General features: G+C 68.5%; 11 protein-coding genes. 2 read left to right on the top strand and 9 right to left on the bottom strand.

Annotation, left to right across the window (positions count from 1 at the left end; genetic code table 11):
* Positions 1-71: 71 nt before the first annotated feature.
* Both LDL21_RS12780 and LDL21_RS12775 read right to left on the bottom strand, forming a co-directional pair.
* Positions 72-1,847 (bottom strand): hydroxysqualene dehydroxylase, encoded by a 1,776-nt coding sequence (locus LDL21_RS12780; RefSeq protein ID WP_225280201.1) that lies wholly within the window; start codon positions 1,845-1,847, stop codon positions 72-74.
* Positions 1,837-3,246 (bottom strand): NAD(P)/FAD-dependent oxidoreductase, encoded by a 1,410-nt coding sequence (locus tag LDL21_RS12775; RefSeq protein WP_225280200.1) that lies wholly within the window; start codon positions 3,244-3,246, stop codon positions 1,837-1,839. Before LDL21_RS12775 ends, LDL21_RS12780 begins: the two co-directional genes overlap by 11 nt.
* Before the next feature lie 202 nt (positions 3,247-3,448).
* On the opposite strand from LDL21_RS12775, the gene LDL21_RS12770 reads away from it, so the two are divergent.
* Positions 3,449-4,096 (top strand): TetR/AcrR family transcriptional regulator, encoded by a 648-nt coding sequence (locus tag LDL21_RS12770; protein WP_225280199.1) that lies wholly within the window; start codon positions 3,449-3,451, stop codon positions 4,094-4,096.
* 101 nt (positions 4,097-4,197) lie between these two features.
* On the opposite strand, the gene LDL21_RS12765 is transcribed toward LDL21_RS12770, so the two are convergent.
* From LDL21_RS12765 to LDL21_RS12740, 6 genes are all read right to left on the bottom strand, one after another.
* Complete coding sequence (locus tag LDL21_RS12765) at positions 4,198-5,526, bottom strand: hypothetical protein (RefSeq protein ID WP_225280198.1); 1,329 nt, start codon at positions 5,524-5,526, stop codon at positions 4,198-4,200.
* Positions 5,523-5,891 carry a hypothetical protein gene (locus LDL21_RS12760; protein ID WP_308017127.1) on the bottom strand — a complete coding sequence of 123 codons (369 nt, stop codon included), beginning with the start codon at positions 5,889-5,891 and terminating at the stop codon, positions 5,523-5,525. The genes LDL21_RS12765 and LDL21_RS12760 overlap by 4 nt, the downstream gene beginning before the upstream one ends.
* Positions 5,888-6,079 carry a hypothetical protein gene (locus LDL21_RS12755; RefSeq protein WP_181696471.1) on the bottom strand — a complete coding sequence of 64 codons (192 nt, stop codon included), beginning with the start codon at positions 6,077-6,079 and terminating at the stop codon, positions 5,888-5,890. The genes LDL21_RS12760 and LDL21_RS12755 overlap by 4 nt, the downstream gene beginning before the upstream one ends.
* The gene (locus LDL21_RS12750; RefSeq protein ID WP_225280347.1) at positions 6,079-7,908 is read right to left on the bottom strand and encodes a hypothetical protein; all 1,830 of its coding nucleotides are present in this window, start codon (positions 7,906-7,908) and stop codon (positions 6,079-6,081) included. Before LDL21_RS12750 ends, LDL21_RS12755 begins: the two co-directional genes overlap by 1 nt.
* A gap of 164 nt (positions 7,909-8,072) precedes the next feature.
* Positions 8,073-9,275 carry a lipid-transfer protein gene (locus LDL21_RS12745; RefSeq protein WP_225280197.1) on the bottom strand — a complete coding sequence of 401 codons (1,203 nt, stop codon included), beginning with the start codon at positions 9,273-9,275 and terminating at the stop codon, positions 8,073-8,075.
* The gene (locus tag LDL21_RS12740) at positions 9,268-9,714 is read right to left on the bottom strand and encodes a Zn-ribbon domain-containing OB-fold protein (protein WP_370465644.1); all 447 of its coding nucleotides are present in this window, start codon (positions 9,712-9,714) and stop codon (positions 9,268-9,270) included. The genes LDL21_RS12745 and LDL21_RS12740 overlap by 8 nt, the downstream gene beginning before the upstream one ends.
* Positions 9,715-9,836: 122 nt before the next feature.
* On the opposite strand from LDL21_RS12740, the gene LDL21_RS12735 reads away from it, so the two are divergent.
* Positions 9,837-10,577, top strand: coding sequence for a GTP-binding protein (locus LDL21_RS12735; protein ID WP_225280196.1), 741 nt, complete (start codon positions 9,837-9,839; stop codon positions 10,575-10,577).
* Between the two features lie 20 nt (positions 10,578-10,597).
* Here LDL21_RS12735 and LDL21_RS12730 read toward each other — a convergent pair whose 3' ends face one another.
* On the bottom strand, positions 10,598-12,208 hold the full coding sequence (locus LDL21_RS12730; protein ID WP_225280195.1) for an MFS transporter: 1,611 nt from the start codon (positions 12,206-12,208) through the stop codon (positions 10,598-10,600).
* Positions 12,209-12,229: the final 21 nt, after the last annotated feature.

The following is a 12,229-nucleotide window of genomic DNA, read 5'->3' as shown; positions in this document are numbered from 1 at the left end:
TTCGCGGTCACCGGACAGTGTTTCACGGAGCAGGCCTGCCACGTGCCGATGGTGCGGGCGCGCTGACCGAATCAGCTGTCGAGCAGGTGCGGCAGTCCGGCTCGGAAGCGGTCGGCGTCGACGGCTTTGGCACCGGCGAAGACGGGCAGGTCGACCAGCGGGAAGCGGGTCGCCCGGCTGCCCGGATCGTCGGCCGAGTCGAGGACCGCATTGGCCGCGGCGCGCCCGGATTCGTTGGCCCCCTCCATCGTCGCCAGGTCGATATGGCTGCGAATGTGGTCGCCGCCGAAGTAGAGATTCGGAATCGCGCAGTGCGCGTCGGGCCGGTTGTCGTAGGACCCGACCGTATTGACCAAGAGCGGGGTCTCGTTGTGAATGCCGTTCCCGGACCAGGTGATACCGGGGTCGAGGTGCCAGGAGTGGATGTCCTCGTCGCGCAACCAGCCGGTGCCGGTGTTGAGCCAGGTCGTGAGCTGCGCCCACACCTCCGCCGCGATCTCCTCGGCACCGCACTCCTTGGCGGTGCGCCCGTAGAGGATCCCGGGGGTGTCCCAGTCGGAGATGTCGACCGACAGGCATTCCACGACGGAACCGTCGCCGTAGGTCGCGGCGAAATCTCCCACCCACATCGGTGCCTGGCGCAGCGCGGTGATCGCCCACGGTGACCCGAGTGCGGCGATGTGGCCCTCGGGGATGTCGGTGGGGCGGCGCAAGAAGTACTGGATGCCGACCATCCAGTCCGTGACCAGCTCGCGCATCCCGGCCAAGCGTGGGTCGGCGTCGAGGATGGCCGGGCTCAACAGGTCGACGACCCGGTCGACGGGAACGGCGCAGATGTAGTGATCCGCGGTCACCGTGGTCGCGGCACCGCCACCGGCCACCGTGGCCGACTCGACCCGGCCGCCGGCCAGCCGCAACGAGGTCACGGCCTGGCCGAGGACGAACCGGACTCCGAGGGAACGCAGATACGCCACCCACGGATCGATCCACGCGGCGTTGGTCGGCCGGTTGAGGATGCGGTCCACCCCGCCGGAGAACTCCGGCACGAGCCCCGTACCTGCCAGAACGAGTGCCTCACCGATGGTGCCGATCGTGCGCGCCGAACTGGTCTGCGGTTTGGCGGCCACGGTGATCCGGGTCAGTGCGCTGACCAGGTACTTGCGATAGGCAGGCGACTTGCCCTCGGCCCGCATGATCTGTTCCCAGGTGACGTACTCCCACTGCCCGAAGCGACGTTCCGTGCTCGAGGTGAACCACATGGCCATCTGTTTGGCGAAGAAGGCCAGTTCGTGGGCGGGCAGGTCGGGGATGAACCGCAGCGAACCGATGATGCTGTTCTGGATCACCTGCGGGGTCAGCTGGGTGAGGCCGCCCGGTTCGACAGGAAGGAAGATCGGCGCGGTGTTCTCGAAACCGGCGACCGTGCCCTCGACCCGCACGAGGTTGTCGAGTACGCCGTTCGGGTTGCCCGGGAACGGGATTCGGCTCATTGTATCGGGGACATTGCGGTAGCAGCCGGGAAAGAAGCGGAAGCCGTGCTCGCCGGGCAGATCCTGCCTGCCCGGGCCCGCGGTGCCGGGAACGCCGAGGCTGCGGGCTTTCCCGCCCAGATGAGCGGGTTCGTAGACGGTCACGTCGTAGCCGCGTTCGGCCAGTTCGTGCGCTGCGCTCAGGCCCGCCATCCCGCCACCGAAGATCGCGACAGTTTTGCCCGTCGTTCGGAGCAGCGGCGAGCGTGGGCCGGGCGCGGCGCCCACCGTGGGTGCCGGGACGGCCAGTGCGGCACCGACGGCCAGCCCGGCTCGCAGGGCTGTGCGGCGGGTGCAGGTGAGCGGGCTATCGGACATGCTGAGCTCCGGGTGTCGCAGAGGTGAGCGGTGTGGGCATCGGCACCCGAGGAGGATTGCCACGCAACGTGGTTCGCGTCATCTGTCGTTCGGCGACCGCGTCGCGGATCTCGCGCGCCATGTCGGCGAGGACAGCGGGCACCTGGTCGCGTTGATGGCGCAGCGCGTCCCAGCCGAGCCGCAACGCGCGAACCGGGGTGTAGAGATCGGCGGGTTTGCGCGTGCGCGAGAAGATGCCGGTGGTGATCTCGGCCAGCTCGGCATCCACCTCGGCGATGCGGTAGAGCTCGATCTCCAAGGGCCGCATGGCCTCACCGCGGGCGAGCCGGTTGGTCCAGTGGAAGATGTCGCGGCACTCGATCACCCGCGTGCGCTCCCACTGTGCCAGTGCCGCATCCAGATCGGCCGGGTCGTCGAGGACATCGGTGACGGCTTCGGCCAGCCGCCGACCGTAGTGCAGTGCGTCACGGATCCCCTGCGCGGTGACGGGATCCTTGAAATGGCCCGCGTCGCCGGGCAGCGCCCAGCCGGGGCCCGCGGAATGACGGAAGTACGAGGCGATGCCGACGGCCGACCGGACGCGCCCGACTCGTTCGCAACCGCGTAGCCGGTCGACCAGCCCCGGAATCCGTTGAACCGCCGAGGAATAGCGGTGCTCGGCCACGCCCGAACCGAGCCTGCCTTCGACGCGTGGCGGTTGCACCAGGCTCAGTACCAGACCGTCGTCACAGGGGAACGCGGTGCCCAGATCCGCCCCGACCCGCCACTGCGCGGCGATGTGGCGTGCGGCATCGGGTGAGTCACGCCAATAGGCGAAATAGCAGTCACGGCCGCTGGGCACCGTCAGGAACGGCTCCTCCGCGCCGACCGCGCGGGCGACGGTGCTGCGCCGCCCGTCCGCACCGACTACCAGCGCCGCCTTGATCTCGGTGACGGCGCCGGCGCTGTCGCTGTATCGCACACCGGCACAGCGGTTTCCGTCGAAGACCACGGATTCCACCCGGCATCTCGGCCGCACGTCGGCGCCCGCCGCGATCACCGCCCGCACGAGCACCCCGTCGAGTCCGGTCCGCCGCACGCACATCGCGTAGTCGATGCCGTCGACCGGCTGGAACGCCGACCCGATACCGAATCCCGCGCCTTCGGCATAGGCGTGGGTCAGCTGGGGCGCGCCGAGTGCGGCCACCTCGGGAAGGACGCCCAGTCGCTGGAGTTCGGCCATGCCCGCGGGCCAGAGCAGATGTGTGGACAACGTATCCGAGGGCAGGGGAGCGGAATCCAGGACGATCACTCGGCGACCGGCCGCGGCCAAGGTGAGCGCTGTCGCGGAGCCGGCGCAGCGCGCACCGACCACAACGACATCGGCGGACTCGATGCTGGGGACTGGGGAAGGGGTCATGTGAGCCGCCTCGGTCATCGAGTCTCGGACAGTATGTCCGATAAAATGATGAGGTGCGTCACACTCCGAGTCAATACCGCACGGCCACAACATGTTTGCCGGAGGTGTACCGCTCCCGGGAGCGACATACGCGGCGCGGCAGGCACAATGAGGGCATGCCCCCAGCACACGAGCGCGGCGCCGAGCGGGATCCAGGGCGCCGATGCCCTCGCTGACGCGCGTCCCGCGATCGGCCCGCAAATCCTCCGACGACCGGCGGGTGGAGTTCGAGCGCCGGGTACTGCGCGCGGTGGAGGACCTGCTCGCCGACGGCACGCCGTACACCGAGCTCGCCGTGCAGCGGATCGCGGCCGCGTCCGGCGCGGCCCGATCGACCTTCTACCGCTACTTTCCGGACAAGAGCAGCCTGCTGGTCCGGATGGCCGAACTGGCCACCGCCGACCTCTTCGCGGCCGCCGAAACGTGGTGGCGCGCAGAACACACCGACGAGCAGGCCGGTGTCGTCGCGGCGATCGCCGCGATGATCAGCGGCTTCCGTGCACACCGCTACCTACTGCTCGCCCTGAGCGAGGTGTCGGCCTACGACCGCGCGGTGGCGCGCTACTGGCGGACGAGGGTTGCCGGCTTCGCCGAACTGGTGTGTACCCGCCTCGACACCGAGCGCGCGGCAGGCCGCGTAGCACCCCGACTCGATCCGCCGTCGACCGCCCTGGTTCTCACCTCGATGGTCGAACGGACACTCACGGTCGCTTTCGCTTCGGAAACGGGCATCACCGACGAGGAGCTGGCCGAATCGCTGGGCCGCGCCATCTGGCTCGTCGTCTACGGCGACGCACAGACGACCGCCTGACGTCCGCCGGCGTGACCGTGTTCGCACAGGCGAAAGCTGCCAGGTTCGAATGCCCTTGGGGCACAGGGCCAAGCTACCAGCGGACGTCGTGGTCGAACGTACTATCCCCCGAACAGCAGATACAGCCCGGTGAAGGTGAAGGCGACCATGGTCAGCATCAAGGCCAACTGGCCGGTCAGCCGGTGACGAGGGGGGAGTAGGAGCAGGCATCGGTCGTGTGCGGCGGCGACGCCGAGGAGGTGGCCGATCAGGACAGCGAGCACCTTGCAGGTGGCGAGCACACTCGGATGGCTCGACAGCACGTAGGCAACGTCTCGATCGGCCAGGCCCGCGAGATTCCAGCCACGGTCGAGCGGGTCCGCGAACAGCAGCACCGTCGCCTGTCCCTTCTCGACGAGAAACGTGAGGTAGTGGGCGACAAGGTAACCGGCGATGATCGGGGTGAGGCTGAGCGCCAGCCGCCGTGGGAGCAGCGCGCGTTCGGCGGAGGAGACACCGCCGGTGGCGCGCGCGGCGACGGAGAACAGCCCGCCCACGACCCCGATGAAGACCAGCAGCCCGGCCGTGCGCACCAGTGTCGGGTCGACCACCGGGGCCAGGTCGTCGACCCGTTCGCGCCACCACGGGAATGTGGAGAAGCTGTCGAAGGCGGTGGATCCGAGCAATGTCGCGGCGACCGCTACCGATCCGGCGAGCCCGGGGGTTCCCGCGAGATTGTTCAGCGGCATCCGCAGCACCGGCTGTCCCGCGCGGTCGCGGCCGAACGGACTCAGGTGCGCCAGTAGCGTGCTGTACACCTCGAGCGGGTCGGCGCGCTCTGCCCACACGGTGCCGAACAGTACGAGGCCGATCGGGGTGACGACGAGGTAGCCGATCAGCCAGGTCAGCACCGAGGCCACCGAACCCGGTGTACGCCAGGCCAACTCCAGCCACACGAAGGAGAACAGGCCGACAGCGGCGGGGAGGTTTCCCCACTCCTCGCGATAGCGGATAATTCCGTGTTCCGGCGTGCGCCGCAGCAATAGACAGCCGAATCGATGGATCGCCCTGATCGGGGAGATGACCTTCCAGACCGGTCCGATCAGCAGCGACGCCACCATCACCCCGACCCAGACGCCGATATACAGCACTCCGGGAACCGGATTGAGGGCCGGATCGGCGGAACCGAACACCGCGATGACGAGCACGCACACGGTCGACACCACGCTGATCGCGGAAATTATGCCGCGAGTCACGGGAGCGTCGATCATCAGCCGCACCGGCGTGGGTAGCGGCCATCCCGGCGACTCCGGGTCGAGTCGCGGCTGACGCCAGGCCACGAACAGCAGCGCGAACGAGAAGGTCAGCGCCCACGCCGCACCGACCAGGGCGTACGTGAGCGGAATCGGCAGGTCCGCGGCACCGTTGAGGCCGTGGGCGAGGGGGCTCAACGCCGGACCAGCAGCGTCGTCACCGTCCGTCCGAGGTGGTGGAGTTCGATGTCCACCTGGCCCGGAACCGCCACCGTGAATTCGAACTCCTGGCCGGCGGCCGCGGCGACGGGAAAGGTGTGCGCGGGAGCGGAGTGGACATGCAGTTCGTCGGTGGCGTCACTGTCGACCCGCAACACGATGCGTTGCCCGACCTCTGCTTCGGTGCGCGTATTGACCGGAGACACTTCGCCGTCGGCTATCCGGATGTCGATGGTGCGTGCGGTCGCCACCGGCTCGACGGTCGGCTCGCCCGATGAGCAGCCCATCAGCAGCGCACCCACGGAGACCGTCACAAGACCGAACCCGAGTCGACGAGTACTCACGGATTCTCCTCACTGCCATCGGTCTGCGTGGATTCGGTTCCGGCGCCTTCGTTTTCGCGCCTCTCCGCGCGCCGATCGCGCATCGCGATGAACAACACCAACCCGACCAGCGCGACCGCGGGCAGGAAGGCCGGAATCGCCAGCAGCAGGGAGTGGTCGGCGAGAATGTCGACGTTCTCCTGGCGGATCACGTGTCGACCGTTGCCTTCTGATCCGGTGTGCTGCCCGCCGCCAGATAGCGATCGTTGACGCGCGCGGCGCCCCACGCCATCGCCGCGATCAAGGCCAGGCTGCATGCCAGCACCACCAGGCCGGCCAGGCCGATCAGCCAGGACGGATGGTCGAAGGACCGCTCGCGCTGCAACACCGAGATCTCCTCGACGAACGGCCGCGTGAAGCTCGCGGGCGCGGCCACCTCCGCGGCGCCGATGCCGGGATCGAGCGGCATGAAGAGGGGCAGCGCGGATTGCATGCGCCCGTCCTGCAGGCGCAGCACCGTTTTCCAGGTGCCGTGCACGGGCACCGGGCGGGTGGAAACGAAGTGGTCGTCGGCGACGCGACGCAGTTTGTCCACGACCAGGCCGTGGCCGGGACTGTCGTCACCGGTACCGCCCTGCCAGGCCAGGATCTCCACCCATTCCGGATCGGCACCGATCAGATCGGTGGGGGAGAGCCGGATGTCGGCGGTGACCATCCGCCCGCCCCGGACGGGCTCGGCGTCGGTGAGCACGACCGTCGCCGACGCGTTCTCCGGTACCCGGATGATCAGCCCGTTCGTGGTGGCCGCGGCGGCGATCACCACCGCGGCGACAACCAGTCCGCGGCGCACCGCGGGCCTGGGCAATGGCTCGCCGCGCAGCACAGTGCCAAGCATCGCGCCGATCACACCGCCCGCCACACCGACCGGCACCGCCATCGCCAGCAGTTCGGGCCACATCCCGGCGACCCAGGGATTGACGAACATCCGCTCGATCCACAGCGATTCGAGCCAGATGCCCACCGTCGCCACCCCGAGCCCGGCCAGCGCGCCCCACCAGAGCGGTCGGCGGATCAACGGCAGGAGAGCCAGCAATTCGACCACGACCGCGGCACCGAGGTACAGCGGAAACACGTTGCGCGGCGCCTCGAATCCGGTGCCGACCAGGACCGCGACGACCCAGCGCACACCGAAGGCGAAGGCCACGAGCAGCAACGTGCTGAGCGGGCCGAGCGTGAGCCGCGCCGAGATCAGGGCGATCGTCGCGGCGAAGACGATCAGCATCGGTTGCAGCACCAGCCGGAACTGCTGCACACCGAAGTCGAATTCGACGCCGAACACCGACAGCCCGATCACCAGGCCGCCGAAAGCGAAGCCCTGAACCGCCCACAACACCCGGCCGTCGATGCGCGCGGGGTCGGGCCGGTTGTACCGGCCTTCGAGTTCGAGCAGCAACACGCCGATCAGCGACAGGCCCGCACCACCGATGAGCATCAGGTGAGTGGGCCCCCAGAGCGTGACATCCTGGCCGAACAGCCGATGCCAGATGTCGTCGAGCGGAAAACCGATCAGCGCGTACAGACCGGCACCGGCGATCAGGATGCCGCCCACGGGGGCGTACCAGTCGCGGGTGATCTTCACCGCGGCCCGGCCCGGCTTCTCGTCGAGCGGCAGGATGACGGCAAGCATGCCCGCCATGAAGAGGAAGAACAGGCCGACAAGGATGAAGTAGTGCGCCGGATTGGCCAGCGGTCCGGCGTCGCGGCCTTTGCCGACGTGCAGGCTCACATCCCAGATGAAGCCGAGAAACGCCGTCAAGATGGTCGCGAGGAACATCGCGATCGGGAGCGCCACCCAGCCCGGCCGGTTCATGATGCGCCCGCTGAAGTCGGCCAGCCGCTGCAGCCAGGTGATGCGGCGGGTCCGGTGCAGGTAGGCCACCCACAGCAGCACCGCACCGATCACCGCGGCCGCACCGGTCATGAGCGCGACCTGATCGAGGGCGGCGCCACCGCCTTCGGTGCCCTGCGCGACCGGCATCGTCGACGGAGCGGATATCGCTGTGGACACGGCAGTCCTCCGATGGGTCGAAGCGCCCGGTCGATGGGGTAACGAACAGTATCCCGAATTCCGCGCGGCGCCGATACCCCACGCGCGCAGGTCGCGGATCCGATCCTGCGCGCCGCGGGGAACGACGCCGTGGGTCAGCGTGTGGCGATGATCGCTGATCCGTGGCCGAACAGGCCCTGGTTCACCGCGATGCCTGCGCGGGCGTTGTCCACCTGGCGGCCCTCGGCCTGACCACGCAACTGCCAGGTGAGTTCGCAGATCTGGGCGATGGCCTGGGCGGGGATGGCCTCGCCGAAGCAGGCCAGGCCGCCGCTGGGATTCACCGGCACCCGTCCGCCCAAGGTGGTCGCGCCACTGCGCAGCAGAGCCTCCGCTTCGCCTGTCTCGCAGAGCCCGATGTCCTCGTACCAGTCCAGCTCCAGCGCGGTCGACAGGTCGTAGACCTCCGCCAGGGACAGGTCTTCGGGACCGATACCGGCCTCCTCGTAGGCGGCGTGGGCGATGGCCGACCGGAAGGTGCGCGAGGGCGGCTCGACGGCCACCGCCGAATCCGTCGAGAAATCCGGCAGATCGAGCACGGTCTTGGGGAACGTCGGCGTGACCGTCGACAGCGCGGAGATGCGCACCGGATCGGTGATGCCGTGGCGGCGGGCGTAGTCCACCGACGTGAGCACCAGGGCGGCGCCACCGTCGCTGGTCGCACAGATGTCGAGCAACCGCAGCGGGTCCGAGACGACCGCCGAGGCGGAGATCTCCTCGACCGAGACCTCCTTGCGGTAGCGGGCGTTCGGATTGTTCAGGCCGTGCCTGGAGTTCTTCACCTTGACGGCGGCGAAGTCGTCGAGGGTGGCGCCGTGCAAGGCCATCCGGCGGCGGGCGTACAGCGCGAAATAGATGGGGTTGGTGGCGCCGAGTAGATGGAAGCGCAACCAGTCCGGGTCGTCGCGGCGCTCGCCACCGACCGGCTGGAAGAACCCCTTCGGAGTGGTATCCGCGCCGACGACCAGCGCGACCTCGCACAGTCCGGCCAGGATCTGGGCCCGCGCGTTGGCGATGGCCTGCGCACCCGAGGCGCACGCGGCATAGCTGCTCGAGATCTGCGCACCCGACCAACCGAGCGCCTGCGCGAACGTCGCACCCGAGACGAAGCCGGGGTAACCGTTGCGGATGGTGTCGGCGCCGGCGATGTAGCCGACGTCGCGGTGGTCCAACCCGGCATCGGCCAGCGCCGCACGCGCCGCCACCAGACCGTACTCGACGAAATTGCGGCCCCACTTGCCCCACGGGTGCATGCCCGCGCCGAGGACAGCGATGTCGCGATCGTTCGTGTCAGTCATTGACCGGCCTCCACATCCACACCGTGTGCTCGGCGTCGTCGTCCTCGTACAGCGTGCCGACGGTCAGTTCGACCGGCATACCGACGGCGAGGTCGTCCACGGTGAGACCGCGCTCGACCTGCCCGAGAATCACCATCTGCTCCACCTCGAGCTCCACCGCCGCGACGACGTAGGGCACGAACGGATCGGCCGAGACGTAGGGCGCGGGCGGCTTGTACCGAGCGTCCGCGTACGACCAGATCCGCCCGCGCGTGGAGAACAGGTACTCGACGAGCTCGGAGCCGTCGTGGGCACCTGTGCACTGCGGATTGCGGCAGGCGAGCGTGTTCTTCGGGAAGTACGGCGTGCCGCAGTCGTTGCAGCGGGTTCCTTTGAGGCGTACCTGGCCGTCGTCCGCAGTGAACCAGTCAGCCACGGCGGGGCGTTGTTCTTTCTGCACGTGGCCGACGGTATAGGAACACGTTCTACTTTGGGGCGGAATTCCGATCCGGCGCCGCTCGGGCGGAGGTACGGTGAGCGCGTCGAGGATGCGATGACGTCGATCTGGAGTACCGCAGCGCGATGGGCACCAAAGCTATTGACCCGCAGTCGATCCGCAATGTCACGATCATCGGCGATCCCGCCGGGGCGACCCGGCTGACCCACCGCCTGCGCCGGTGCTTCGGCGACACGGACGACACCGTCCGCTGGTCGACGGACGGTGCCGAGCACACGATTCGCGTCGCCGCGCCGTCGAACGAGGCGCTCATCGCCGACCTGGAACGCTGCATTCGGGTAGCCGACGGAGTCGTCGTGGTCGTGAACGCCGCCGCGCACAGCACCCCACGGCTGGAAACCATGTTGCGAGTCGCCGACGACCATCAGGTCGCCCGCCTGTGCCTGCTCACCGGCCTCGACCGACCCACCGCCGATTTCGACCGCTGCGTTCGTACGATCACCGACACTCGCGGGGCAGCACCGCTGGCATTACAGGTCCCGGTCGGCACCGGAGACGGCTTCGACGGTGTCCTCGATCTGGTGTCGGCCGCGGCGCTCGAGACTGCCGGTAGCCGTGGAGAGTCCGCCGGGTGCTGGTACCGCGCGCTCGTCGAGACGCTGACCGAATCGTACTCCGCGGACTCCCTTTCGGCGCGGGACCTGCACAACCGCATCCGCCGTCGCACTCGCAACGGCGACGTCGTCCCCATCCTCTGCGACGCACCCAGCGCGAGCGACGACATCGCTGCCCTCCTGGACGCCGTCGTCCGCTACCTACCGTCACCCCTGTTCGTCTGCCAGCCGGAACATGCCCTCGACTACTGATCGACGAGGGCGTGTCCGGGTCAGTGCGCGGTGCCTCCGGTGGCCGGGGTGCGGCCGTGTTTCATCACCAGCGCGAGCGAAAGGGCGAGCACGGATGCCGCCGCGCAGACCCAGAAACCGAGCCGGTAGCCGTGGTCGCCGAACAGGTCGGGCAGCGGGGTCGCCGGTTGGGGTAGGCCGCCCACGCTCACCAGGGCGCTCACGCCGTTGTTGTGCAGGAACGCGGTGACGACGGCCAGGCCGATCGCCACGCCCATCGACTGCATGACCCCGAGCATGCCGAGACTCACGCCCTGCTGTTCCTGCGGCACCGCCTCGACCAGCAGGATCGGCATGCAGGCGTAGTACATGCCGAAGCCGACGCTGAAAATCGAGTTGACGACCAGGAAGTTGGTGGTGGTCAGTGGTAGCAGCGCGAACGCGATGCCCGCACCGGCGAAGATGATCAGGGCGACGATCAGGGGGAGCCGGGCACCGATTCGCTTGGCCAGCAGACCCGCGACCGCACCGAAGATCATCGTGATCACCGAACCGAGCAGGGCGATCCGGATCGCGAACTCGAGCAGGGAGTACCCGCTGCCGTAGGTGTAGCCGGGATCGAGGGCGACGCGCACAGCGTCGAGCGGTACCGCCTGACCCGTCAGGCGCTGGATCTCGGCCACCGTCGACTGCCCGATCCCCGCCGTGACGACGGAATCCGGTGGAGTCTGGGCCATGTAGGCGATGGCGTAGGAGACGATGCCGATCTGTAGCGAGGCCAGCAGCGCCCCGGCCAGGACCAGCGCGACGCGCGGGTGGAACAGCAACTTCATGTCCATGATCGGTGTCGCGACACGCTTTTCGATGACGACGAACAGGACGAGCAGGGTGATGCCCGCGACCAGCCAGAGCAGCGTGGTGGGCTTCGCCCAGCCCCAGTCGTGGCCCTTGTCGACGTAGATCAAGGTGAGTGCGGCACCTCCGGACAGCAGTGCGGCGCCGACGATATCGATCCGCTCGGGCACCCGCAGCTCGGACTCGGGCACGATGAACCAGACCAGCGGCAGCATCGCCAGGGTGAACGCCGCCAGCACCCAAAAAATGGCGCGCCAGCTGTGGTTGTCGACCAGGTAGCCGCCGAGGACCGGACCCGCGATGGAGGCGACGCCGAAGCCGGTCGCGGTGAGCCCGAGCGCCAACGGAATCATAGTGCGCGGCAGCAGATCTCGGATGAGGCCGTAGGCGATGACCGCGGTGGCGATGGCGGTGGCCTGCAGGCAGCGACCGAACAGGAAGACCGCCCAGTTCGAGGTGGTCGCGTCGAGTACGCAACCGATGACGAACAGGGCACCGCAGATGAGGAACATCCGCTTCTTGCCCCAGACGTCGCTCATCTTGCCGATCAACGGAGACGCGGCCGCGCCGATCAACCCGAAGACGATGATGGCCCAGTTGATGTCGGCCCCGACACCGGGGAAGCTCGGCGCGATCTTCTGTAACGCCGCCGCCACGATCGTGTACTGCATCGGGGCGATCTCGGAGAACAGGACGATCACCGCCAGCACGGTGAAAATCCTGGTGCGCGAGGCTCCGTCGAGCCGTCCGGTGTCGTTGTGGTCGTCTTTGTCGAGTCGAGGGGTACTGGTGGACATGGCCACGCTCCGTTGTTCGGT

This window comes from Nocardia rosealba, from assembly GCF_020216065.1.
In the GTDB taxonomy this organism is placed as follows: Bacteria; Actinomycetota; Actinomycetes; order Mycobacteriales; family Mycobacteriaceae; genus Nocardia; species Nocardia rosealba.
This window is presented reverse-complemented; position numbering and strand designations above follow the sequence as displayed.

Coding starts and splice junctions, on each gene's coding strand:
- LDL21_RS12780 (WP_225280201.1), bottom strand. CDS start 1,847: ATGTCCGATAGCCCGCTCACCTGCACCCGCCGCACAGCCCTGCGAGCC.
- LDL21_RS12770 (WP_225280199.1), top strand. CDS start 3,449: ATGCCCTCGCTGACGCGCGTCCCGCGATCGGCCCGCAAATCCTCCGAC.
- LDL21_RS12775 (WP_225280200.1), bottom strand. CDS start 3,246: ATGACCCCTTCCCCAGTCCCCAGCATCGAGTCCGCCGATGTCGTTGTG.
- LDL21_RS12745 (WP_225280197.1), bottom strand. CDS start 9,275: ATGACTGACACGAACGATCGCGACATCGCTGTCCTCGGCGCGGGCATG.
- LDL21_RS12730 (WP_225280195.1), bottom strand. CDS start 12,208: ATGTCCACCAGTACCCCTCGACTCGACAAAGACGACCACAACGACACC.
- LDL21_RS12750 (WP_225280347.1), bottom strand. CDS start 7,908: ATGCCGGTCGCGCAGGGCACCGAAGGCGGTGGCGCCGCCCTCGATCAG.
- LDL21_RS12735 (WP_225280196.1), top strand. CDS start 9,837: ATGGGCACCAAAGCTATTGACCCGCAGTCGATCCGCAATGTCACGATC.